Genomic DNA, 25,064 nt, shown 5'->3' on the forward strand with positions numbered 1-25,064 from the left:
CGGCCCTTCCTGTCATCAAACAGCGCGAAGCTGAGTGAGCACTACCAACGCACAAGGCCCTTCTGCCACCTGAGCAGCCAATTGCGCACCGCGAACATCAAAGCCGTCAGGGTGGCGAAGATGATTATCATGGCCAAAACGTAAGCGAACACTACGCCGAAGTTCGCGATGGTTCCCCATGTGCTCACGGCGAGCGCAAGGCCAGACTTGACGCCGCAAAGCTCTGCCGCCGACAACGCCCCGAACGAACCGGCAAGGGCCATGAACAGGGCATCGGCTAATGCGGGCGCAGCGGCCGGGATCATCACATGGGCTACGATGCGCGTTTTCGATGCCCCGAGCGTTTGAGCCCTTTCGATCAGCGCGATATCAGTGTTCTTAATGGCATTCGACAACATGAGCGTCATGGGGAACCAAGCAGCCAGCACGATCGCCGCCACCGATCCCGCATGGCTCGACCCGAACATCTTCACGAACACGGGAAGCCACACCAAACCGGGCACGGGACCCACAATTTTCAGCAGCGGCGCAAGCCAATAGTTCGCCAAGCGCGAGCAGCCGCATAAAACGCCCGAAGCAAACCCCAAAATCAAGCCAATGCTAAGGCCCTCAAACAGCAACAACAAAGACGCTTGCGCCGACTCGATCACCTTGAGGTGGTTAACCGTGAGCTGCTCGAGCACTTTGTCGGGGCTCGGGATAAACGGCAGTTTCATATACCCAGTCTTCAGCGTGGCAATATCCCAAACTTCAAGGAACACAAAGAGAAACGCCAGCAGCCAAGAGAGCCTAAGAGCCTTCTTGCGGACAGGGACGATAAACAAGCCCAGCAGCCAAACGACCGTCCAAACGCCCGCGCACCCCAACAAGAAGGGCGCCCAATACTTCGGAACATAGGTTGCCGGATATACATTGGGAACAAGGACATGCACTAGATACGCAAGGAAGATGCCCGCAAAAGGTATGAGCATCTTCGCCGCTTCCGTCGAACGCGCCCGGAGAACCACCCTTCGCTCGGGGGGAACATCAGAATCGCGTATCATGAGGCTCTCGATTGAAGCCGTATCCTTTTGGTTTGAGCTGTCGGCTTCAGTTGAGGCAGAAAATCTCGCCATTGAACCTTCTCCTACTCAAACCTAAGAGCGTCGAGGATCTCGTGGCGCTTCGCGATGAACTCGCTGGATATGCGATCGCGGGGATGCGGCAAGTCAACGGGAATCTCGGCCACTTTCGTACCAGGACGAGGAGAGAGAACCACAACCCTGTCGGCAAGGTATACCGCCTCTTCGATGTCGTGGGTCACGAGCAAGACAATTGGCTTGAATTTCACGCACATAGCCAAGATTTCATCCTGAATAACGGCACGCGTGAAAGCATCAAGAGCCGAAAGAGGCTCATCGAGCAGCAGCACGTCAGGATCCATCACCAGCGTCTGGGCGATTGCCACGCGAGCGGCCATGCCGCCCGAGATCTGATGCGGGTATGACTTCTCGAAGCCGGCAAGGCCCATGAGGTCGATCATCTCCTGCACGCGATGCCGGTTTTCCTTGTACGTGCCGTTTGCCTTCAACCCGAAGGCGACGTTTTTCTCAACCGTCAGCCATGGGTAGAGGTTAGCCTGCTGAAAGACGAATCCGCGATTCGGGTCGGGGCCCGTGATAGGGCTGCCATTGTAGGTGAGCTCGCCTGACTGAGGTGTATCCAGGCCGGCCACCAAGCGCAAGAAAGTTGACTTTCCGCAACCGGAAGGGCCGATCAAGGCAACAACCTCGCCCTGTTTCACCTCGAAATCAAAGTCGCTCAAAGCAACCAATTCGGTTCCATCGTCTGTTTTAAACGCGCGCTTGATACCTTGGGCAATAAGATGATGATTGGACACTACCATTGGATGGCTCCCTTCGACCATTTCATGAGGTGTTTCTGACACTTGAACAAGATGGTCAGCAACACGAAAGCCATCAATATGAATATGATTATGGTGCTGAAGATGAGATCGAACTCATTCCAACCCTGCGCGTAGTTGATGACCCACCCAAGCCCAGCCTGCACGCCGAGCGTCTCGGCACCGACAAGCGACGTCATGGAAAAGCAAAGGCCCATGAACAACCCAGTAAAGATGTTGGGAAGAACCGCGGGGTAAATCACGTGAAGAATGATATGGAGCGGCGAAGCCCCCATGATCTGGGCACGCTCAATATAGACTTTGCGTACACCGCGAATGCCGCCCGACAGATTCACCGACAGCGGAAACCACGTGGTGAGCGCCACCAAGAACACTGAAGCGATGTGGCTTGACGGCGCCAAAACCATGGCAATGGCCATCCAGGCCGTGGAAGGCACGGGACCTATTACCTTGATGATGGGCTGCAGCCAATAATTGAAGAAGCGGCTGTAGCCCATGAGAGTTCCGTAAATCATTCCCGCAACGAAACCGCACGCTACGCCTTCAAGAAGAAGCGTGAACGAAGCCGAGAAGTTCTTCCAAACCTTTGCGCCGTCTTCGAACACCGCTGCGATAATTGCATCGGGGCTCGGCATGACCGGCAAGAGCAGGTTTCCCGTTTTCGTCGTTTGATAGGTGTAAAGCGACAGCAGGGCAACTAGAGCAATGAGCAACCCCCAATATCGAACAACTCTCCTACGAATACCGGGAAACCAAACCGACAAGACGGAAAGCGCAAGATACGCGGCAAACAAGATGCGAAGAAATATCGGGTAATAGCGCTCCACATACCCTTCAGGATAAACCGTGGGCACAAGAGCATCGAAGCCTATCGCAACGGCGATGGCGGCAAGTGCGGCGAGAAGCTTCAGAGCGTCCTTCGCCTCGATGAAGTTAACCTTCCCGAAGACTGATTCTGTCGACATCATGTTTCGCAATTCACAACCGTCTCAACAACACATGCGGGCTTTTAGAGCATCCAGCCCGTTGACGGTCCCTCGAGAACCTTCCAGTCAGAGGCGGCAAACATCTTGCGCAGCTGCTTGATGTTGCCGCCGCGTCCGCCGTGCTCGGTGCGCTCGACGGTGTCGCGCGGGTTCGTGCCAACTTCCGCCCATGCCAGGTTGGCGCCTGCAGCAGCAGTCATCACCGTGTTTGCCGAGCAGTTCAAGCGCAGATCGCGGCCTGTCGCAAGGCGATAGACGGCAACCATGTTTGCGTTGACGATGTCGGTGAGCATGCCGCGGTCCTCCAGCAGGGTGCCGGGAACGGTGATGCGTTTGCCCACGCCGGCGGAAACCGGGTTGGTTGAGATGCAGCGCATCGTCGCCTCAGTAAGCTCCTCGGGCGTGTTCTCGGGACCGACAGGCTCAACGCACGTGGAGAGGGAAAGGCCCGCTTCGCGCATGTTGGCGAACGTCTGCATGCGGTTCTCGACGGGGATGTCGGTGTCGACGCCCTCGCGCATGCGAACGGCATGGTAGGCGCCGTTCGCACCCGCGGCCTTGAGCTCCTTGCACTGGGCGAGATTCATGTCGGCGGTGTTGACGAGCAACGGCATGTCGGCCGGGATGACCTCGCGCACCGAGCCCACCATGTCGACGAGCTTGTTAAAGCTGTAGCTCGCAGTGGTCAGCATGAGCAGGAGGTTCGCGCCCTCCTCCATGTAGATCTTCGCATACTCCAGCACGTCTTCTTTCGGGAGCTCATACTTGCCCTTGCGCACCGTGTTGCACGAGGCGAAGGAGCAGAACTTGCAGTTCATGGGACAGATGGTGCTGTTGAGGCCGATCTGCGCATGGATCTCGGCGGTCCCATTCGCTGCCTGCATGGACAGCTCCTGCCCTGCCCAGCGGATATACGCCGCTTCTTTGCTGCTGGCCTCAACGCGATAAAGGGCGAGCGTCTCCTCTTCGGTAAGCCCGTTGCCCTGAAGGCCCTTCTCGACGATGTCGTAAATGTGTTGGTCAAAAACCTGCATGTCTATGCTCCTTTTGAATTTGGTCTGAAAACGCACGATGCAATTGCGTTAAGCAATTGTATGTCATGATTCATTACTGGACAAGGTCTATTATAAAATCCAAGCGCATTCGCTCCCGAATGGCGCGGCAAGCGGAAGGGGGGCTGGTCTCCGTCGAGGTGGCGCGAGCGCAGCCTTACCCTATTCCCACACGCGTCCCTCCTAGCGGTCAGACAGCGTCGCCTTGTGCGGTAACGCCCCGGGGAAGGCCTCGGCCAGAGGCTGCATCCCCTCGATCGCATCAAGATCAAAGCACCCTGTGAATAGCCCCTTGCCGAGAGAGGCGACGTGATCGGGCATGCGAACCCTCGTCAGACGACGGCAGCTCCTGAACGCCTCGTCTCCTATCCGGTCCATCGAACGAGAGAGCGTCACCTCTTCCAACGCGGAGCATCCTGCGAAAGCTCCCCTGCCCAGTTCCTTGACGCCGGAGAGGAAGGACACTTCAGTTAAACGGCCACAGCCGCAGAAGGCGTCGCTCTCGACAGTGCCCACGCGCATGCCGCCCAAAACCGAGCGAAGGGAATCGCATTGGGCGAAGGCAGACGCGCCAATGCGAAATAGCCAATCCGGCAGCACGACCCGCTCAAGGGAGACGCAGCCGCAGAACGCCCCCTGCCCCAATTCGAACAGCGCCGGGGGGAGCACGATTTCGCGCAGGGAAGAGCACTGCGCGAAGGCTTTGCCCCCTATCGACTCCAAGCTCTCGGGCAACGTGATGGTCTCTATTTCGCCATGCCCCATGAATGCACTGGGAAGAATCTGAGTCGTTCCCTCGGGGACCGTGACGTGCTGGCGGTCATTTGAGCAATAGCGCTCGAGAATGAGAGAGAAGCGAGCGCCGCTGCCTGCGCCGCAGGACGAACGGGTTGCGGCGGCTTCCCTGTCGTTGAATGGATTCAAGGCATCTCCTAAACGTAGAGCCTGCAAGAGAAGAAGACAATACGGTCAATATGGCCAACAGCAAGGCTCTCAAGCAATAGGCGAACCAGTTTCGATCCGCGAAAGCAGCAAACAGCCCCGACCGAGTGGTAAAGCGAGACTCGGTCGAGGCTGTCCACTTGTGTTTCAGACAGTGGCTAGTGTATGACATTGTCCAATAGTTGTAAAGACCTTTTATTTATTTCTCGAAGAACCGCAGCCCTTTCCTCTCTTTCCGTGCTGGGGCTGGTTGTAGAGCGTTTGGCACTTCAGGATACGAAAGATCTTCGTTTTCGGCTGCGCGAGCCACCGGCGGCATCCCGATTTGTTTTTCGCAATACAAAGCAAGCGATTAATAGTCGTTAGCTTCCGATGTTAATTATTAACGCCGCAAAATATCCGGTCGATGCGCCGCAGCGCAGGCCCGCAATGCCTCGCGCCCGCCCTGGGATACAGTTCGGAAGCGCGCTTCATGCCCGTCTTCAGCTGATTGGCCACCTCGTCCAGAACGGCGCACGCACGTCTCCTTGGCACTCCCCACCTTACCGACTCCTCGACAAGGTCGTTTCGCCCAAGACGGTCTATGCGAATCAGGCCGTTGACGCGCATGCCCATATACGGCGTTTCGGGCGTAATCTCCAAAGCGGGAACAACGTCATACATAGGCGCCAGCGTAATCGTCTGACGATCGGGATGAAGCAACGCGTAGTTTTTTGCGTGGGCATCGGTATTGCCCAAAGCAACATTTACGGCCATCTGGCGAAGCAGCTGTTCGATTTCCCCCATAGGGTCAACGGAGTACATACGCAAGAGCTTGGCTATCCCCAAAAACGACGGGTCGCTTTTCTTCAGGGAGGAAACCGCGGCATACTTTCCCGATGGCGCCAGGCCAAGCGCCTGAGCGCAATCCTCCTGATGCAGGCGGACGACCCTGCCGTCAACCATTGCCCGGTCGAAGCGCTTTACCACCAGCGTCTGGGGCGCATCCTCGTTTTCGAGGAGGGCAACCTCAGAAGTGGCCGTCGCATACGCGGCGGCGCGCATCGCCCACGCCTCGCCCTCTATCATTCCCGGGAACTTATCCGGCTGCGGCTTCAGAATATGCGTCGAAATGGCCCCGTTCAGCGGAATGCCCACATGTTCCAACCGCACAAAACCGCTCTCGAGAGGGGGAGCGTCTTGCGCCGACACGCAGATCTTCTCTTGGAAACCGCCGAGAGAAACCCTCAGCGTTTTCGCGCTGTCGTAAGGATGGCCTGGAAGCGCCCCAAGTCGCTTGGCCAGGTCGACTTCGCCAATCTCTTCGAAACAGTCATCGGCAACCGCCGCACGATTTCGGTCCGGAGGCTCGACCGCAACGGCTCCGGCGCACTCCCACCCCACCTCTTCCAAAAGCGATAGATAGTCGTCGGCATCCACACCGAAGAACCGGGATATCTCTTCGGCGCGCGCATCCTCGGGCAACAGGCCGGCAAACCAATTCCTCGTTACATCCGAAGGGAACGGATTCGATGACACGGGAAGCGCGGTGGACAGAAGCGGAGAATCGGGATGGGCTGACGAAAGCGACTCTGCGAACCTAAAGCGCGCACCGTTTTTGAAGGGCTCCAAAAAACCAACCACTTCGCCATGAAGGCGCACAACGAGATTCTCAGATTTCATGTTTTGCCCCTTGCGACGGAACGGTCACGGAAACTTCGGCGTTTTTCGGAACGACCACAAGGCGAAGGCCCAACAACTGCAACGCGAGTTCAAGCGTTTTCGTAGAAACGCTCTTTCCGTTTTCGAGCGCGGAAAGCGTCGCATGGGAAACGCCAACCATTTCGGCAAATTCATCTTGGGTATAGCCGCGTTCACGGCGCCTCTTCTTCAGAAACGTCCCCACCTGTTTGACGGTGTAAGCGTTTGTCCAAGTCACGAAAACCAACTCCTCCGCTCAGTTTGTCAAACATATTAGACATTGTCAAACAGAATTGCAATATCAAATATCATTGATAATCTATTATTGCGGCGAAATATCAAGAATTTTTGCAAATTGCGAACATTCGGGCCAACTTTGGCGGAGCTAAAACGAGTTCTAGCAATTAAGGAAGCAGGTGCTCTTTGAGACGGCCTCAGCTGCGGTAATGCGCTTCAGCTTGCAGCAAATGGCCCGAACCACCCTTTCTGGTTCGGGCCATTTGCTCTCCGCCTGGTTGACCCTGTACAGGTAAACGTAGAAGTTCACCATGAGGATTCTTGCCCCCTGGGGCTTCACATTTGAGCGGGAAACAAAAAAGCAGGTCAGAAGATTTGTCTTCTGACCTGCTGTAATAGCTGGTCGGGTTGACAGGATTTGAACCTGCGACCCCTTGACCCCCAGTCAAGTGCGCTACCAAACTGCGCCACAACCCGATTCATTTGTTTGCCGTCCGCTTAAGACAGCTCGTTTATAATACCGTTACCCTTAACTGGTTTCAAGCCCCAATTTCAAGAATTCTAGGGCTTTATCGAGAATTCTGTCGGCAAGCTCGCGTTTTCCAAGCTCAGGAAGATGCTGCTCCCCCGAAGCAGACACAAAAGTCACCTCGTCCGAGTCGGCACCAAAACCTTGACCGCGAGAAACGTCGTTTGCCACGATAAAATCGGCCTTCTTGCGAGAAAGCTTGCTGAGAGCGTTATCGATCACATCGTTCGTCTCGGCGGCGAAGCCCACGACTACCTGTCCCGCACGCTTTGAAGCTCCGCACGAGGCAAGGATATCGGGGTTCTCGACGAGCTCGATGCGCGAGAGCGCCTCGTCGTCGACGCCCTTCTTGAGCTTGCGGTCGAAGGCCGTGCGCGGGCGGAAATCGGACACCGCAGCGGAGAAGACGGCGATATCGGCAGATGGGAACGACTCATCGACAGCTGCTTTCATCTCCCGCGCCGTGCTTACGCGTACCATCTTCGCGCCACGAGCATCCGTAAGGGCGACCGGGCCCGTGACGAGGGTGACATCGGCACCGCGCTCAACGGCAGCCTCGGCGATCGCAAAGCCCATCTTGCCCGTCGAGGGGTTAGAGATGAAGCGCACGGAATCGATCTGCTCGACGGTGGGTCCCGCCGTCACAACGACGCGCTTTCCCACCAGGTCTTTCTTGCGTCCGAGCACTTCGAGGGCATACGATACGATGTCCGCGGGGTCGGCGAGGCGACCTCGCCCGACGTCTCCGCAGGCCAGATAGCCTTCTCCAGGCTCGATGAAACGCACCCCGCGCGAGGCGAGAAGCTGCATGTTGCGCTGCGTCGCCGCGGCCTCGTACATATGGACATTCATCGCGGGCGCCACCGCGATCGGCGCCGTGCAGGCGAGCGCGGTCGTCGAGAGCAGGTCATCGGCGATGCCCGCGGCCATCTTCGCCAAAACATTCGCCGTGCAGGGCGCGATGAGGAACAGGTCGCACTCCTCGGCAAGCGACACGTGATGAATCGGGTCGCCCGGACCGTCGCCGAACGTGTCGACTGCGACAGGTTCGTGCGTCAAGGCGCGGAACGTGGTCGGCCCGACGAACTCGCAAGCGTTTTTCGTCATCACGACTTTCACGCGCACGCCCGCCTTTTGCAAGCCGCGAAGGATCTCGCAGGATTTATAGGCAGCGATGCCCCCGGTGACGCCGAGAAGCACCAACGGCGTGCTCGATGCCCTCCCGTTCGCATTCCGCATCTTCGTCAAATCGATTTCGCCCATGACGTCAATCCCCTTCCCCAAGATACGGTTTCAAGACATCGCAGAGAGCGCGCACGTGCGCGCGGCTTCGGTTCAAGCACGGGACGTACACGAAGCGGGAGCCATCCACAGGATGCCCCGCAGCCCGCAAGTTGTCGCGATAGAGCTCCCCGAATTCGATTTCCACGTCGAAGCGTGTCTCCAGGCAATCGACGGAGAAGCCAGGGCAGACGACGAAGGTGCGCCCGTCATCAACCTCGGCCAAACGCGCAAGCGTGTCTTTCGTGAAGGGAGACAGCCACGCGCGCGCGTTGTCGAAACGGCAATGATAGCTTATCGTCCACGTCTTCCTGTCAAGACCCAGTTCATCGGCGACATGCAGGCTCGTAGACCCCGTTTGAAGCTCATAGGTGTCACCATCTTCGATGTCGACAAGCGGGATAGAATGGAACGAGAACACAAGGCGATCGCCCGGCTGCTGGCCGAACCCGGCATGCTCGATAGAGGCAGCGAGCGCGCGAATATAGCTCGGGTGCTCGGCATATCCCTCCACTACCGTCGTTAGGCCTTTGAAGCGAGTCCTCCGCACGGCGCGAGCGACCCCCTCTTTCACGGAGAACGTCGTGCTGTGCGCGGTTTGCGGGTAAAGCGGCAGCACGACGATGCGGTCGCATTCGAGCTCGCGAAACTCACGGAGCGCCTTTTTGATGGGCGGCTCGCCGTAGTTCATCGCGATGCGGACGGGGGCATCGAATCCCTCGCTTTCAAGGCGCGCCTCGAGCGCTGCCGCGAGCTCCTTGTGCGTCACGAGCAAGGGCGAGCCCTCTGGGGTCCAGATCTTTCGGTACTTCTCAGCCGACGCGACGCTTCGCTTCGGCAAGATGGCCAAATGGAGGATGAACCACCAGATGAAACGATTCATGGGCGCGATGTGCTTGTCCATGAGAAATTGTGCTAGGTAGCGCTTGACGGCCTTCGGCTCAGGCGCCGACGGCGTCCCGGTGTTCACGAGGAGCACGCCCACTTTCTCTCTGCCATGCAACGCCATAACGCATCACTCCTATTCGAGTAGCTCGCCTTCGACTGATGGGCGAGGCGCATCTGCCAAAAGGGCGGCAACTTCCCGTCCGGCGTCGGTCATGCCACGGCTTCGGTCGCCCAAGCTGCGAAACGCTTCGTCAAGGTCGCGCGGCAGATTATCGGCGAACTCGAGCTCCTCGGAGGTCTCGGGGTGAGTGAACCGAATCCTGAACGAGTGGAGAAACTGTCGCTTGAGCCCCAGCTGTGCGCGCGCGTCCTTCGGCCCGTTCGCCGTGTAGACGGGGTCGCCCACGAGCGGGTGCTTCGCGTACTGCATATGGACGCGAATCTGGTGCGTGCGACCCGTGAACAGCTTGCAATCGATCAGCGTGTAGCCGTCGTCGTGCTGGCGCGGCTCGAAGCGCTCGAGCACGCGGAATGTGGTGACGGCGTCGCGGGCGGAGGGCACGTCGCGCACGGCCATGCGCGTGCGCTCGTTGGCGCTTCGCGCGATGGGCGCGTCGATCATGCCCGTGTCCGGTGCGATCACGCCGTGAACGAGCGCGAGGTAGTGGCGATCGACCGCGCGATCGCGGATATCCTCCATAAGGGCACAACCAGCCGCATCGGTCTTCGCAGCGAGCATAAGCCCCGACGTGTCGCGATCGAGCCGGTGCACGATGCCGAGACGGTCGTCCTCGCCCTGCACATTGCAAAGGTGGTCGGCCCCGCAATGATAGATGAGCGCGTTCACGAGCGTCCCATCGGCATGGTCGACGGACGGATGGCACACGAGCCCTATCTGCTTGGACAGCACGATAAGGTCGTCATCCTCGAAACGGATGTCAAGGTCGATTGGCTGTCCCGTTACCGGGCCCGCCTCGACCTCTTCCTCTTCCTGGTACACGATCACGTCGCCCGCAGCGACCGCATACTTCTTGACAACGTTGGCCCCGTTCACGAAGACATTGCCCGACTCGATTGCCCGCGCGGCGGCGCTGCGGCTCGCAAAGCATGCGCGCGCTGCAAGAAGCGAGTCGAGCCGCTCCCCCGCATCAAGCGCCGTGGCGGAATAACTCAACATACGCGCCATCTATTCCCCACCCCCGTTTTCGCTCCCACGCGCCGCGCGCTTCGCCTCGGTGCGCTCATGGATGAGAAGCGACACGATAAATAATATGATTCCGCAGGTCACACCAATGTCCGCAATGTTGAAGATAGGAAAATCGATAAACGTCGGCTCGATGAAATCGACGACAAAGCCGAGGGTGAAGCGGTCGATCGCGTTGCCGATGCCGCCCGCGACGACAAGCGATATGCCGATAAGCTCGCCTGTGTTCGGGTGCTGCGGGGTAAGCGCAAGATACGCTGTGAGCGCGATGCAAACCACGAGCGAGAACGCGCCGAGAGCCCAGGTGGCGCCTGAGAAGATGCTCCAGGCACCGCCCGTGTTGTAAACGAGATGGAAGCGGAATATGCCGAGAATCGGGTCGGAAATCACCTGACCTGCGTGATAACTGCCGTTGAAGAACAGCTTCGACGCCTGGTCGAGGACGAGCCACACAACCACGATGGGGATAAACACGGCGAACCGCCGCGCAACTGCGCGTGCGGTCCGCCCGTTCTCGAAATCTTTGTCGGCGATCAAGCGCTAATCCTCCTCGGAGAAGCCGATCGAGTCGAGCACGTCGCCGCAGCGCTCGCAGACATGCGGGTGGTTGGCGTTGCCACCGAGCTCGCGCACGTTCCAGCAGCGCGGGCACTTCTCGCCCTTCGCGGGGGCAACAGTGCAGGAGAAGCCCTCGCCCGAGACGACTTCAACCGCCGCGCAGACGAAGACCTCGGCAAGGTCGACGTCGGCCAACGCGGTGGCGGCATTGGCGGGAAGGGTGAGCGTGGCGAAAGCGGCCTGGCTCGTGCCCTCAGTCACGACGCCGGCCTCCTTCGCTTCCTCAAAAGCCTTGGTGAAGACGTCGCGCGCGGTTGCGAGCTGGTTGTAAGCAGAAAGCAGCGCGGAGGTTTCCTCGGCGGACCAAGGAGCCTCGAACCAGTCGAGCAGAGCCGCGCGGGTCTGGCCGTCGCGCATTGACTCAGGCAGAAACGCCATAACCTCGTCGCAGGTGAACACAAGAATCGGTTGCAAATCGTGCACGAGCATCGAGAGGATCTGCGCCCACACGGTAAGAGCACTGCGGCGATCGTACCCGTCGGCCTGACCGCAGTAGACGCGGTCCTTGGTGGCGTTCAAGTAACCGTTGGAAAGCTCGGTCACGTAATCGTAGAGGTTGCGGTACACCACGTTGAAACGATAGCCCTCGTAGGCTTCCGTCACGATCTCGTGCACCTGGCACAGACGGGCAAGCGCGAGCTTGTCGTAGCCCGCGAGATCGTCCACCGCCACAGCGTCGGTCGCGGGGTCGAAGCGCCCCTCGATCTCGCCGAGCAGGAAGCGAAGCGTGTTGCGGATTTTGCGATACGCCTCACCGACATGCGAGAGAATCTCGTCGTCGCACGTGACGTCGTTGGAGGTATCGACGGAAGAAACCCACAGGCGCATGACGTCGGCACCGCGGGTGTCACATTCCTTGTTCGGGTCGATGACGTTGCCGAGCGACTTGGACATCTTGCGGCCCTGGCCGTCAAGCGTGAAGCCCTGGGAGACGACCGCCTTGTAGGGAGCTGTGCCGTACGCGCCCACCGAGGTCATAAGCGAGCTCATGAACCAACCGCGATGCTGGTCGGAGCCTTCGAGGTACATATCCGCCGGGAACTCGAGGTTGTCGCGGTGCTTGCAGACGGCGGTGTGGGAAACGCCTGAGTCCCACCACACGTCGAGGATGTCCTTGTTCGTCTTCAGGTGATGGCCGCCGCACTTGGGGCAGACGCACGCATCGCCGAGGTAGCTTGCGGGGTCGTCGGTGAACCAGCAGTCGGAGCCCTTGCTCCTAAACAGTGCAATGACAGCGTCGAGCGTCGCGTCGTTCACGACCGTTTCGCCGCAGTCTTCGCAGGTGAAAGCAGGAATAGGAACGCCCCAGTTGCGCTGGCGGGAGATGCACCAGTCAGGACGGCCCTCCACCATGGACCCGATGCGCTTCACAGCATGAGGCGGATAGAACGCGACCTTCGAGAGCTCGTCGAGCGCCTCTTCGCGCAGCGTGTGACCGCCGTCGAGCGCTTTGTCCATCGAGACGAACCACTGGCTCGTCGCGCGGAAGATGACGGGCTGCTTGCAGCGCCAGCAGTGCGGGTAGCTATGGTTGATGTCCTCGTGGAGGATGAGCGTACCGCGCTCGCGCAGCCACTCGATGATCTTCGGGTTGGCCTCGTTGACCTCCATGCCAGACCAGGGACCGCCCGTGCCCAACTCATCGCCTTTGTAGAAGCGGCCGTCGTCATCGACGGGCATGACCACGGGGATATTGAATTTCATGCCGACGAGGTAGTCGTCGACGCCATGCCCGGGAGCGCCATGGACGATGCCGGTGCCGTCATCCAAAGTGACGTAGTCGGCGTAGACGAACTCGCCCTCGACTCCCTGGTCGCCGAAGATGGGCTGCTTATACTTGTTGTGGGCCAGCTCGATGCCGGTCATGCTCCAAGGCTCGCCGTCGGCGCCGCGCACAAGCTCGACTTCGCCATAGCCGAACTTCTCGCAGTCCTTCTCCACGAGCGCCTGCGCCATGATCTCGGCCTTGCCGTCGTGGACGACCGCGACGTAATCGGCCTCGGGGTGTAGGATGACGATGTCGTCGGCGGGCAAGGTCCAGGGAGTGGTGGTCCAGATGTCGACCCAGAGCTTGCCTTCCCAGGCTTCAAGCCCAGCCGGCACCGTCGTCATCTGAAAGCGCACGAAGACGGCAGGGCTGACCTCGTCGCCGTACTCGATTTCCGCCTCGGCGAGCGCCGTGTGGCAGTGCGAGCACCAATGGACCGGCTTGCGGCCGCGATAGATTGCACCGCGGTCGAAGATAGCCTTGAAGATCTCAACGTCGGTCGCATCGTAATCGTTCACGTAGGTGAGGTAAGGGTTTTCCCACTCGGCAAGCACACCCAGTCGCTTGAAACCCTGGCGCTGCGTGTCGACCTGCTCGACGGCCATCTTGCGGCAGAGCTCGCGGACCTTCTCGGTGGGCAGCTGGTTGAACTTCTCAGTACCAAGCATGGTCTCGACCTTGTGCTCAATCGGCTGACCGTGGCAGTCCCAGCCGGGTACATAGGGGGTGCGGAAGCCGCGCATCGCCTTGTAGCGGTTGATTATGTCCTTCGAAATCTTGTTCTGCGCGTGGCCGAGATGAATGGGGCCGTTCGCGTACGGAGGGCCATCATGCAGAACAAAGGGCTTAGCGTCCTTGTTCTTCTCCTGCAGCTTCTCGTAAACATGGTCCTCTTCCCACTCCGCGAGGCGCTTGGGCTCGTTTTTCGGGAGATTACCCCTCATCGCGAAGTCGGTAGTGGGCAGGTTCATCGTTTTCTTGTAATTGCTCGCCATAAAAGCGGCCCAGCCTTTCCCGATCGGTTCCTATGCAAAGCGCACGAGTGCGCCATCCGTCAAACTACTAAATTATAATCCAAGAAGAAGGCTCGGTAATTGGAAGAGCGCACGGTTTCCCAAAAACACGATAGGCGGCATGGCCATCTCGCAGTCAAAACCGCGGCAATCCCCGTCAACCGCAATCGGTATCCCCACCCCGAGAGGACACAGGGTTCGCGACGCCGCAAAACGGCGCCAAGCTAGCATCACCGCCGCTGCCCAGCGGAGATTGGGGCGTGAGCAGGTAGAGGGGGTCCACGTCGAGCGCCGCCGCAAATCGACCGAGATACTCAAGCGTCGGATTCGCTTTGCCGTGCTCGACTTTGTCGAGGTAAGGGCGCCCCACCCCACAGCGCCTGGCGAACTCGACCTTCGAAACCTTCGAGATTTTGCGCAGGCGGCGAACGTTGGCGCCGAACACTGCGCTGAGAAAAGACGAGCAATCGCGCTCGAGCAAGCCGTATCTGTCCGCACTTCTTGTATCCATAGGTGCCATACTATAAGGCCCCGCACCGATAAGAAGAGAATCATGCTACGGCGCGCGCCCCGACACAAAATCCCAACAGGATACTAAATTTTTCTTGCTAGGCGAGAAGCGCCGGGAAACGCGATGTCATTCCAGGTAGGCACCCGTCTGGCGCTCCCACAAGTTGGCGTATTCCCCGCCTTGAGCCACAAGCTCGGAATGCGGGCCATCCTCCACAATGCGCCCGTCGTCCAGAACGACAATGCGATCGAGACTTGCCACCGTCGATAAGCGATGCGCCACCACGATACACGTGCGCCCGCGCATGAGCGTCGAAAGCGCATCCTGGACGAGCTGCTCGCTCTCGGAGTCGAGAGCACTCGTGGCCTCGTCGAGCACGAGCACGGGACAATCAGCCAAAAGGGCGCGCGCAATCGACACGCGCTGACGCTGCCCACCCGAGAGTTTCACGCCGCGCTCGCCAGTGATCGTGTCGAAACCTTCCGGCAGCCGCTCGATGAACTCGAGCGCGTTCGCCAGCCGCGCCGCCTCGCGGATTTCCTCAGGCGTCGCGTTGGGGCGGCCGTAGGCTATGTTCTCGGCGATCGTGCGGTGGAACAGCAGCGACTCTTGGGGGACGTAGGCAATCTGGCGGCGAAGCGATTGCTGCGTGCAGCGAGCGATGTCCTGCCCATCCACGAGAATGCTCCCCTCCTGGATATCGGAAAGGCGCAGCAACAGCTTCGTCAAGGTGGTCTTGCCCGCCCCGCTCATACCGACAAGGCCAACTCGCTCACCTGGGGCGATATGCAAGTTGAAATCCTCAAACACGCGCGTTGTCGCCGAACCGTCGGTATACCAGAACCCGATATCGCGAAAGTCGATTTCCCCGTTGCTCACCCGCAGATCGGGAGCGCCAGGAAGATCGGCCACGAGCCGCGGCTCGTCGAGCACCTGCGTCATCCCGCTCGCGTCGCCGAACGCGCGGTTCATCTTCTGCAAACCGTTGTTGATGAAGTTGAACTGGTTCGTCACCGTATAGGTGTAGGTGAACATGAGCACGAGCGTGCCGGGTGTGATACCGTACCAGGCGTTCCCCCCGATGATGAAGACAGTGACCGCACTCATGATGACCACGGCGATGCACGCCGTGACGATGCCGCGCGCAAGCGATGCGCGCATGCGCCGATTGTCGCGCTCGACGACGCAGCGGTTCGCCTCGTCGAAAAGCGCGCGCTCATAATCCTCGCGTCCGTAGGTCTTCACAGCGAGGATGTTCGCGACCGAATCGGACAGCTCTCCCGACAGCTGGTTTTGCGCGCTCGCCGCCTTCTCGTTCAGCCCGAGAATCCTCTTGTACATATAGTAGGACACGCAGGCGTAAACCACGAGCAGCACCATCAGGACGGCAACGTAGACGGGCACACGCGGGATTAGCGCGGCGCAGGTGAACACCACCGAGCAGAGCACCGGCAGGAAGGGAAACGACAGCGTCTCCAAGATGAGCTGGTAAGCACTCATGAACTTCGACGTCTGGCTCACGAGCGTCCCGCCAAAGCGGTTCGAATGAAACGACATCGACTGGTTGCACAGCGCGTCAAAGCTCATCGTGGCAAGGTCGTAGGAGGCTGCAATCTGCAGGCGGTACATGCAGTAGTCCTGCAGCTTGCTCGCCGCCTGGCCGAGCACGTTCACGGCGACGAGCGCGAGCGCGAAGGGACCGAACGCGGCGAACACCTCGTCAGCAGCAACGGGGTTCGCGCTCACCTGATCGACCACCATGGACATGAGGTAGGGATTCGCGTACGAAAGCAGAGCCACATAGGCAAGCGTGGAGACGACAAGCCCTGCGAACAGGCCGAAATGCGAGCGCGTGACCAGCCAGAAGTAATGGAGCGTACGACGAGTGGTCGCAGGCATTGCAGGGGCGGACATGATCGCTAGTTGCGGCTTTCCGCCATATAGAACAGGGCCATCGTGCCCGGGCCGGAATGTGCGCCAATGACGGGGTCGACGTAGTTAATGACGACATCGCGCACGCCGAAGCGCTCGCGCACCTTGTCGGCCACGTATTCGGCATCCCCAAGACAGTCGCCGTGCGTGATGAAGACCACCTGATCGGCAACGGGCGGAATGGCAGATTTCTCCATATGATCGACGAGCGCATTCAGGGATTTCTTGCGGCCACGAACCTTCTCCATAGGAATGAGGTGGCCTTCATCGTCGACGTGCAACACGGGCTTGATGTTCAAAAGCGTGCCCGCCCAGGCGCTTGTCTTCGAGACGCGTCCGCCGCGCCACAGGAACATGAGGTCGTCAACGGTGAACCAGTGCGCCAGGTTGAGCCTATGCTGCTTCACCCAGTCGCGAAGCTCCTCGATCGAGAGGCCCTCACGCGCCTTCTGAACCGCATGCCATACGAGCAGGCCTTCGCCGCCCGACGCGGCAAGCGTATCGACGGAGAAAATCTTGCGCTCGGGAAATTCGGCGGCAAGCTGGTTGCACAGAAGCGAGATTGCCTCGTACGTTCCCGAAAGGCCGCTCGAGAATCCCAGGTAAAGAACGTCTCGCCCCGCTTCCAGAAGGCCACGCAAAAGCGCTTCGGAATCGGCCAGATTTGGAAGCGAAGTCGTGATGACCTTGCCCTCGCGCATCATCGTGTAAAACTGCTGCAAATCGGTGACCTGGCCTTTAAGGTAGCTTTGGTGCTGCTCACCATCGACCATGAACGTCAGCGGAAGCACGTGGAGACCGAACTCGTCGATCATTTCCTCTTTCAGGTTGCAGCTTGAGTCGGTGACGATCTCGAAATCCATGGCTATCCTTTCTTGACAAGACTCGTGCAAGCACCCCCAAGCGCGAGTCGTTTTCCTCCAAGAAGAAGTATACGGCATTGTGGTGAAAATCGGGGAATATGCCGCAGACGCCCGCGCAGCCCAGCCGCAGATGCCCCTGCAGCCCAGCCGCAAACCCTACTTGTAATCGTCAGGGTTCTTAGCACCCGTACCCGTCGTGTTCTCCGCATTGCGCAGCTCGTGCCCGAACCGCACGGCGCCTTCCCCAAAGCGGTCGCGCAAAGCATCGGTAGCATCAAGCAGACCGCGGCGCTTCACGTCGTCAACGATAACGGGCTCAGCATCGAGCGTCGAAGGCGCCTCGCGCGCGACGTCAAACAGCGTATCCTGAACGTATTCGTCCTCGCGAAACCCGCTCATCCCCACGCCGAGGAGGCGAACGGGAATCCCCTCGCACCACACCTCATCGACCATGCGATAGAGAAGCGGGGTGAAGGCGAGCTCGTCGTCGCTCGGAGCAGGAAGGCGCTTCTGGACCGAGCGAACCGAGCGGTCGCCGAAGCGCAGCTTGAGGGAAAGCGTGCGGCCCGCGAGCCCCTTCTTGCGCAGACGGCGGCCTACCTTCGCCGCCATCGTGGCGATCGCCGCCTCCACATCGACGCGCGATGTGAGGTCTTTCGCGAACGTCATCTCGTTCGATACCGACTTCGCGGCCTCTCCCTCCTCGACGGGCGTCATGTCGCCGCCCTGCGCGCGGGTGCGCATCACGATCGCATTCTTCCCGAAGATGCGGCGCAAAAGCGACTCGTCCGCCAAGGCCAGGTCCCCCAACGTGCGCACACCGTGGCTTATAAGCTCGCGCTCAGCGACGGCGCCCACGCCGCTCATCTTCCGCACGGGCAGCGGCGCGAGAAATCCCTGCTCACATCCTGGGTAAACGACAGTGAGTCCACGCGGCTTGTCCATGTCGGAGGCGATTTTCGCGATCGTCTTCGACGTGCCCACGCCCACCGAGCATGTAACACCGAGCGCCTCGACGCGCGATTGGATGCGCTCAGCGATGCGCACAGGATGCTCCGTATTCACCTTGGTGGGAGAGACGTCCACAAACGCCTCGTCGATACTCACCTGCTGCACGAGTGGGGTCTCGTCCCGCAGGATGCTCATAATGGTTTCCGACATCTCGCGATAGCGGTCGAAGTGCCCGTGCGTCCAGATGGCATCGGGACACAGCCGCCGTGCAACCGATGCAGGCTGGGCACTGTGGACACCGAAGGCACGCGCTTCGTAGGACGCCGTCGAGACGACCCCGTGCTTGTCGGCGTCGCCACCGACGATGACAGGCTTTCCGCGCCAGCCAGGATGGTCGAGCTGCTCGACGGACGCGAAAAAGGCGTCGAGATCGACGAGCAGGATCGCCGGGCCCTCCCACGGCTGCAGGAGCGATTCGGCAAGAGCGTTCGACATAGGGAACCTACCTGCGCCGGTTCAATCGCTCGAGCATGCCCAGTCCGAGAAGGGTCAAGTCTGGCTCCACCTGCGCCTCGTGAGAGCACAGGGCGGCAAGCGCCGCGGCGTCATCACCCGACATGACAACGTCGCCCACACATCCCATCTCCTGCCAGATCATAACGATGAGGCCGTCGATGCGCGCGACCTCGCCCATAACGGCGCCCGACTGAATAGCTGCGCGGGTATTGGTGCCAACGATCGACGCCGGCGCCTTCATCTCGACCATGGACAACCTCGCTGCGGCGGAAGAGAGCGCCGAAAGGGAAAGACGCAGGCCAGGCGCGATAATACCGCCCGCGAATGCGCCGTCCTCGTCTAAGACCTCGAAGTTCGTCGTCGTCCCGAAGTCGACGACAATAAGGGGGAAGCCGAAGAGCTCCTTCGCAGCGACCATGTCGGCGATACGGTCGGAGCCGACCTCGCCCGGGTCGTCGAAGCGCATCTTGAGTCCCGTTTTCAGGCCAGGCCCCACGACGAGCGGGCGTAATGCGCTCACCGCGTGAGCGGCCTTCACCCACGCATCGGTGATCGAGGGCACGACCGACGACACGATGGCGCGCTCGATCGAAACCTCGTGCGAGGCACTTGAGAACCCTCGGATGAGGAAGAACTCGCGCAGCATGGCATGGGCCTCGTCGACAGTGATGACAGGGCGCGTCGTTGCGCACCAGGTCGAAGCAAGCTCATTGCCCTCGAACAGCCCGAAGCGCGTAAGGGTGTTCCCCACATCGATCGCGAGCGCAAACGCCGAGCGGGCGGGCGCCTTCCTCGATTGAGTCATGATGCGATGGCCCCTTTCCCTAAAAGCTGCGCGCAACGTCCATGCGCGGTTCGTTTTGCTTGAGTTCTCCGATTATAGCCGCTAGGCGTCCTTGTGGCGCACGACGTATGCGGGATCGATGCGGCGCAGGTCGTCGAAATCGTCGATCTCCAAAATATCGTCGGGGCTGCAGCGACGCACATGCACGGAGTATTCCTCCGGTCGTCGAACGATCGCCACGTCGTCCCAGAAGATCTGCCTGGCATCGTCGCGCTCGAACACCTCGGGGATGTCTCGCGCAAGCCGCGCCCCGTCCGCCGCAGTCCAATACGACAGGCCGACCATCTGCCAGCACGGAGCATCCTTGCCCTTCGCCAAGCACTCGATAACGCCCTCGCCGTCGGCGTCGAAATACCAGTCATCAGTTCTCTCGACAGGAAAGCCCAGGTAGTTCGACTGATACTGATACTTGCTGACCAGTGTCGAGTTCGTAAGGAACAAATCGCTCTCGAAGACGTAGGCGCGCTCGAAATGCCCGCATGCAGCCACTGCCGACGAAACGTTGTTCGTCTGGTCGAACAACGGGTTGTCGATGAAGTGCAAGTTAGGATACTTGCTAAGAAGCTGGTCGAACTCCTCCGCCAGATACCCGCGCACAATATAGATCTCGTCGATTCCGGCTGCCATGACCGCGTCGATCAGGCGGTCGATGATACGCACTCCATGGACGCGAGCAAGCGGTTTGGGGGTGTTCACCGTGACGGGAAGAAGCCTGCTGCCGAAGCCAGCGGCCAAAAGCACGGCCCGCTTCGCACGATACGGCTCGAGCGCCGCAAGACCGCGCGGGGTTACCGCGCCGTCCGCGAGCAGTCCATCCTCGCAAAGGCGGGCGGACACGGCATCGCGCGAGGCGTCGTCGATGGACTCGGGATGTACGGTGCCGCGCATCTTCGCCTCAGCCTGAGCGAGCACGACGAACTCCTCATACGAAAGCGCGCCGGCGCCCGTCGTCGGCATTCCGACCGCCTGTGCCATGGAAAGCGCAGCCTCCGCATAATCTTTCGCCGATCGGTACCAGACGTAGAACCACTCGCCCACCGGAGCCCCCTTGAGCTCGCGGTGCATGGCCCACACATACCAGTACCATCCGACGATCGCCGTGCAGGCGATCAGGTGGAACACCTCGTCTGCAGTGGCCTCGCGCCCGAAGTACAGAGGGACGGCTTGCTTCGCGCGCTCAACGCTGTAGCCCGACCCCTGCGCAACGAAATTGCCGAAATCGCAGCCGTAGTCGCCCATCGCAGCATATTCCCAATCGATGAGACACAGCCCGTCGCCATGCACGAGGATATTCGGGCCGTAGAAGTCGTTATGACAAAGAACTGGCGCTCCCGATCCTGCGCGAACGAGCGGAACAAGCCGCTCGATTTTCCTCTTGACCTCGAAGAAGTCTGCAGGGAACGACCAGTCCTCGGCCGCAAGCAGCGACTCGATCTTGCACGCCTCATCGTAAAAGTCGAACGACCAGGGGGAATCCGCGCCACTCTCGTGCAAACGCCGCACGAGGCTCAAAGCACGTCCCACATGCTCGTCGTTGCCGTAGTCAAACGACACGCAATCGGGAATATAGCGGGAAATCTTCCAACCGAGATTGGGGTCCTCGTAGACGAACGACGAGTCGAGCCCCAGGTCAGAGGCAATCTTGAGCGCATACGTCTCAGCTTGGCGGTTGATGATCTCGTCGGTGCCGGCGCCCGGATGTCGGTACACGAACGCCTCGCCGCGGCATTCGAAGTAGAAGGAGAGGTTCGTAAGCCCCTTCTTGATAGGCTTTACGTTCGAGATGTCGCCGCGCTGGCAGTTGAGCGTCGCGCAGATGTTGTCGAGCACGTTCGAAGCCACGTTCTCTATGAACAGCGGGTCGAAATCCTGCAGCTGGTAGAGAGAGTCGAACTCGCGGATCTCGCCCTTCTCGTAGGGGCGCATGTACATACGAAGCTCGTCGGCGTGCTCGAGGAAGATATCGTCCCAAAGCTTGCCGACTGTCTCGGTGAGATGGTACTCCTGGGAGAGGAATCGCATGAAATCGCAGGTGAAGTCACGTGTCCAGTACGCGTGCCCCATGATGACCCACGAGTGCGACCCGCCGACGACAGCACCCGTGATGCGCTTGTCGCGGCCCCTCGTCTGAAGGCAGTACTCGTCGGTTTCGCCCTCCTCGAAGACCGCTGCGTAATACGAGTCGTAGACGTAGCGCTCGAAGGGGTTGCTCGCGAAGTAATTGTCCGACGAGCAGATGTAGGTGTTGCCGATGATGTCACGCACCTGGAACAGCGTCGCATGGTTGTTGCGCGTCGCATAGTCGGTATTGACGACGATCTTCACACCGAAGAGGTCTTCCAAATAGAAGAACTCTTCCTTCTTAAACCCAACGACCACCGTGATGTCATCGATGCCCGCCTCCTTGAGCTGGCGGATTTGGCGCTCGATGAGGACCTCGCCACGAACTTTGAGCACGCCTTTCGGGCATTCGTAAGAAAGCGGCGCCATGCGCGACGAGAGTCCCGCCGCCATGATGACGGCGTTGCGCACCTTATAAGGGGAAAGCTCGTCCTCACCTTCTGCCGTAAGTGTCCCGCCCTCAACAAGGCCGCGATCAACAAGCGACTTGACAACCGCGTTCACCGTGCCGAGCGACATGCCGCACCTCAAGGCAATCGCGCGCTGCGAGGCTGCAGGCGTCTTCTTCAAAGCGAGCATCACATCAAATTCCGAGCGGGAAAGCATACGGTGTCCTTCCGGGTTATATGCGAAAAAGCACAAGGCAGCCTAGAGCCCCGCGCCTCAATCGTGAATCTTGAACTCGAATCAGGATACGGGAAGTGTTCAGCTATATCAAGTAAAGGTAAGAATATGAACACGAATGCGTAAAAGCAGAGCCTGAGAGGAAAAACGCGGAGCGGAAGCGAGAGAAGCAGGGCGTAAAGACGCTAAAAGCCGCCCGAAGACGGCTTTCGCAGGCTATACCAGCAGGAACCAAACACCAACTTACAAGCGCAGAGCCGATCCGACCCGCAGATGTGTTAGTTGAACTTGAACACCTTTTGCGCGAGGTGGTATCCGGAGATGCCAAGCGAACGGCCGAGCTCGCCGGGCAGATTCGTTCCCACATTAAGCGCGCTGCGGCGAACCGCACCATATGCGCCTGGGTTGTTCTCCTTCAGATACTCCCAGATGGCATGGCGTTTCTCGTCCGCCTCAAGCGTTCCGATCATGCGGCAGAAGATAGAGCAGATGCACATCATCATGGACAGGTAGTTTAACATGTAGCGGCGAAGCTTCGGCTCCACGACATCGTCGGGCAGACGCACCGCGTCGATCATGAAGCGCGTGATGCGAAGCTGCTGGTCGATGCGTCCCATCATGACGCTCTCGTTCACGCTTTGGTCCTCGCGCCCGATGAAGTAACGGTACATGTCGACATCGAGGTAGCGCATGGTGTCGACGAACGGCAGCGGAACGTACACGAAGATATTGTCCACGTAGAAGCAGTGCTCGGGAAGCTTCAGGCCGGTTTCGCGAAGCAATTCGGTGCGATAGATGGCCGAATGCATGAGCAGGTACTGGCTCTGGCGAAAATGCTTCACGTCCTTCCAGCCGAACTCTTCCTCGGTCGGAAACACGTTGAAGTATCCCATCACCGTACGCGTGCCCTCGTGCACCTTCTCGTAGACGTAGTTGCCGATGACGAGATCGGTCGCATGATCGCGCTCGAGCTGCGAGCGAAGATAGGCCATGACCTGGCGCATCGCGTTCTCATCGAGCCAGTCATCGGAGTCTACGACCTTGAAGTACAACCCCTCAGCGGCAGCGAGGCCAGTGTTCACGGCAGCACCATGGCCCCCGTTTTCCTGATGGATGGCACGAATGATGCCCGGGTGGGCCTCCTGCCAAGCATCAGCCTTCTGGGGGGTGTCGTCTTTGGTCGAGCCGTCGTCAACGATGATGATCTCGATGTCGTCACCGCAGGCCAAAAGCGACTCGATACATTTGTCCATGTAGGCGGCGGAGTTGTAGCACGGCACCGCGAACGAGATGGTCTTCATGAAAGCTACTCCTCAACCAGCTTGTCGGAAAGCTCGAGCGCGAGGCTGATGATCTTGTCCATGTTGTAGTAGCGGTACTCGGCCAAGCGTCCCAGCGGGTAGAAGTTCGGAAGCTTCGCGGTGAGGGCGCGGTAGCGCTCGTAGTGCACGCGGTTCTCGTCGGAGAGGATGGCGTAGTAGGGAGTCTGCGTATTGGGGTCCTCGTAGGCGCGCGAGTACTCCTTCATGATGGTGGTCTTGTCCGACTTTTGGCCGGTCAGGTACTTGAACTCCGTGATGCGCGTGTAGTCCTCGGTGACCGTGAAGTTCACGGTTCCGCACGGCAGCACATGCTCCTTATCGAATGTCTCGTACACGAAGTCGAGGCTGCGGTAAGGCAGGCGCCCGAAACGCGCGAGGAAGAGCTCGTCGAGCGGACCAGTGTAGACGATGGGCCCCTCGAACTTCTTGCCGTGGAGCTTGATAGCGGAAAGCGGGGCGTCCTCGGCTTCGCTTTCAAACTCGAGCTCGAACACGCTTTCCGCCTCGGTGTTCAAACACACCTGGATATTCTCGTGGTCGAGCATCTCCTCGAAGAGCTTCGTGTAGCCGAAGACGGGCATGCCCTGGTAGGCGTCCTGGAAGTAGCGGTTATCGCGCGAGATGAAAACAGGAACGCGCGCCGTCACCGACGGGTCGACTTCCTCGGGCGTGAGCCCCCACTGCTTCTGCGTGTAGTACAAAAAGACGTTTTTGTACACGAAATCGGCGATCTCGGCGAGCTCGGGATCGTCCTGCTCGCGCAGCTCGTTGATAGTCACCTTGCACTCGTCGCCGAAGGTGTCGATGAGCTTCTCGATGTAGTGTGCGGCCTTCTCCTCGCCAAACGCGATTTCCATCGAGTTCTTGTTGAAGGGCACGGGCATATAGGTTCCGTACCAATCGGCGAGCACGCGATGCTGATATCCCAAAAAGCCGGAGAAGCGGCGCGCGTAATCAAAGGCGCGCTTGTCGTTGGAGTGGAAGATGTGCGGGCCGTACTTGTGCACGAGGATGCCCGCCTCGTCTTTCTCATCGTACATGTTGCCGCCGATGTGAGGACGCTTTTCGATGATGAGAACGCGCTTGCCCGCACGCTCCGCAAGTTCGCGAGCCACGACGCCACCGGCGAATCCGCTGCCGACGACAACCGCGTCGATGTCGTTCATGTTCACTTCGTTGAACTGTGTGTACTGCACGCCCATGTGAGCTTTGCCTTTCGTTCGCATGTGATGGTTTTAAGAGGCCGCGGTAAGCGGGCCCGCTCGGACGACGCGCGCGA

At 59.5% G+C, this 25,064-nt stretch carries 20 protein-coding genes and 1 tRNA gene; all 21 read right to left on the reverse strand.

Annotation, left to right across the window (positions count from 1 at the left end):
- Positions 1 to 41 precede the first annotated feature (41 nt).
- A complete protein-coding gene (locus F8C90_RS01005) occupies positions 42 to 971 on the reverse strand; it encodes an ABC transporter permease (RefSeq protein WP_170264481.1) in 930 nt (309 codons plus the stop codon).
- 155 nt (positions 972 to 1,126) lie between these two features.
- On the reverse strand, positions 1,127 to 1,804 hold the full coding sequence (locus tag F8C90_RS01010) for an ABC transporter ATP-binding protein (RefSeq protein ID WP_246155722.1): 678 nt from the start codon (positions 1,802 to 1,804) through the stop codon (positions 1,127 to 1,129).
- Positions 1,805 to 1,878: 74 nt separating this feature from the next.
- Positions 1,879 to 2,871, reverse strand: coding sequence for an ABC transporter permease (locus F8C90_RS01015; protein WP_158048579.1), 993 nt, complete (start codon positions 2,869 to 2,871; stop codon positions 1,879 to 1,881).
- A gap of 41 nt (positions 2,872 to 2,912) precedes the next feature.
- The gene (locus F8C90_RS01020; protein ID WP_158048580.1) at positions 2,913 to 3,923 is read right to left on the reverse strand and encodes a radical SAM protein; all 1,011 of its coding nucleotides are present in this window, start codon (positions 3,921 to 3,923) and stop codon (positions 2,913 to 2,915) included.
- A gap of 201 nt (positions 3,924 to 4,124) precedes the next feature.
- Positions 4,125 to 4,865, reverse strand: coding sequence for a leucine-rich repeat domain-containing protein (locus F8C90_RS01025; protein ID WP_170264482.1), 741 nt, complete (start codon positions 4,863 to 4,865; stop codon positions 4,125 to 4,127).
- Positions 4,866 to 5,258: 393 nt separating this feature from the next.
- Positions 5,259 to 6,545, reverse strand: coding sequence for a type II toxin-antitoxin system HipA family toxin (locus tag F8C90_RS01030; RefSeq protein ID WP_158048582.1), 1,287 nt, complete (start codon positions 6,543 to 6,545; stop codon positions 5,259 to 5,261).
- On the reverse strand, positions 6,535 to 6,801 hold the full coding sequence (locus F8C90_RS01035) for a helix-turn-helix domain-containing protein (protein WP_170264483.1): 267 nt from the start codon (positions 6,799 to 6,801) through the stop codon (positions 6,535 to 6,537). Before F8C90_RS01035 ends, F8C90_RS01030 begins: the two co-directional genes overlap by 11 nt.
- 399 nt (positions 6,802 to 7,200) lie before the next feature.
- Positions 7,201 to 7,277 (reverse strand) — tRNA-Pro (locus F8C90_RS01040).
- A gap of 52 nt (positions 7,278 to 7,329) precedes the next feature.
- Positions 7,330 to 8,592: a bifunctional phosphopantothenoylcysteine decarboxylase/phosphopantothenate--cysteine ligase CoaBC gene (coaBC, locus tag F8C90_RS01045; protein WP_246155723.1), complete on the reverse strand. Its 1,263-nt coding sequence runs from the start codon at positions 8,590 to 8,592 to the stop codon at positions 7,330 to 7,332.
- Positions 8,593 to 8,596: 4 nt separating this feature from the next.
- Positions 8,597 to 9,619: a ferrochelatase gene (gene hemH, locus F8C90_RS01050; RefSeq protein ID WP_158048584.1), complete on the reverse strand. Its 1,023-nt coding sequence runs from the start codon at positions 9,617 to 9,619 to the stop codon at positions 8,597 to 8,599.
- Between the two features lie 12 nt (positions 9,620 to 9,631).
- Positions 9,632 to 10,684 (reverse strand): RluA family pseudouridine synthase, encoded by a 1,053-nt coding sequence (locus tag F8C90_RS01055; RefSeq protein ID WP_158048585.1) that lies wholly within the window; start codon positions 10,682 to 10,684, stop codon positions 9,632 to 9,634.
- Positions 10,685 to 11,239 (reverse strand): signal peptidase II, encoded by a 555-nt coding sequence (gene lspA / locus F8C90_RS01060; protein WP_158048586.1) that lies wholly within the window; start codon positions 11,237 to 11,239, stop codon positions 10,685 to 10,687.
- Between the two features lie 3 nt (positions 11,240 to 11,242).
- Positions 11,243 to 14,083, reverse strand: a complete 2,841-nt coding sequence (ileS, locus tag F8C90_RS01065) for an isoleucine--tRNA ligase (RefSeq protein WP_158048587.1) — start codon at positions 14,081 to 14,083, stop codon at positions 11,243 to 11,245.
- Between the two features lie 175 nt (positions 14,084 to 14,258).
- Positions 14,259 to 14,621: a helix-turn-helix domain-containing protein gene (locus F8C90_RS01070; protein WP_246155724.1), complete on the reverse strand. Its 363-nt coding sequence runs from the start codon at positions 14,619 to 14,621 to the stop codon at positions 14,259 to 14,261.
- 117 nt (positions 14,622 to 14,738) lie between these two features.
- Positions 14,739 to 16,526 (reverse strand): ABC transporter ATP-binding protein, encoded by a 1,788-nt coding sequence (locus F8C90_RS01075; RefSeq protein ID WP_158048588.1) that lies wholly within the window; start codon positions 16,524 to 16,526, stop codon positions 14,739 to 14,741.
- Positions 16,527 to 16,531: 5 nt separating this feature from the next.
- On the reverse strand, positions 16,532 to 17,407 hold the full coding sequence (locus F8C90_RS01080) for a DegV family protein (RefSeq protein WP_211360972.1): 876 nt from the start codon (positions 17,405 to 17,407) through the stop codon (positions 16,532 to 16,534).
- Positions 17,408 to 17,563: 156 nt separating this feature from the next.
- The gene (gene dinB, locus F8C90_RS01085; RefSeq protein WP_158048589.1) at positions 17,564 to 18,853 is read right to left on the reverse strand and encodes a DNA polymerase IV; all 1,290 of its coding nucleotides are present in this window, start codon (positions 18,851 to 18,853) and stop codon (positions 17,564 to 17,566) included.
- 7 nt (positions 18,854 to 18,860) lie between these two features.
- Positions 18,861 to 19,679 carry a type III pantothenate kinase gene (locus F8C90_RS01090; protein WP_158048590.1) on the reverse strand — a complete coding sequence of 273 codons (819 nt, stop codon included), beginning with the start codon at positions 19,677 to 19,679 and terminating at the stop codon, positions 18,861 to 18,863.
- Positions 19,680 to 19,760: 81 nt separating this feature from the next.
- A complete protein-coding gene (locus tag F8C90_RS01095; RefSeq protein ID WP_158048591.1) occupies positions 19,761 to 22,445 on the reverse strand; it encodes an NTP transferase domain-containing protein in 2,685 nt (894 codons plus the stop codon).
- Between the two features lie 296 nt (positions 22,446 to 22,741).
- Positions 22,742 to 23,764 carry a glycosyltransferase family 2 protein gene (locus F8C90_RS01100; protein ID WP_158048592.1) on the reverse strand — a complete coding sequence of 341 codons (1,023 nt, stop codon included), beginning with the start codon at positions 23,762 to 23,764 and terminating at the stop codon, positions 22,742 to 22,744.
- A gap of 5 nt (positions 23,765 to 23,769) precedes the next feature.
- On the reverse strand, positions 23,770 to 24,987 hold the full coding sequence (gene glf / locus F8C90_RS01105) for a UDP-galactopyranose mutase (protein ID WP_158048625.1): 1,218 nt from the start codon (positions 24,985 to 24,987) through the stop codon (positions 23,770 to 23,772).
- Positions 24,988 to 25,064: the final 77 nt, after the last annotated feature.

It is taken from the genome of Ellagibacter isourolithinifaciens (assembly GCF_008831035.1).
Taxonomy (GTDB): domain Bacteria; phylum Actinomycetota; class Coriobacteriia; order Coriobacteriales; family Eggerthellaceae; genus Ellagibacter; species Ellagibacter isourolithinifaciens.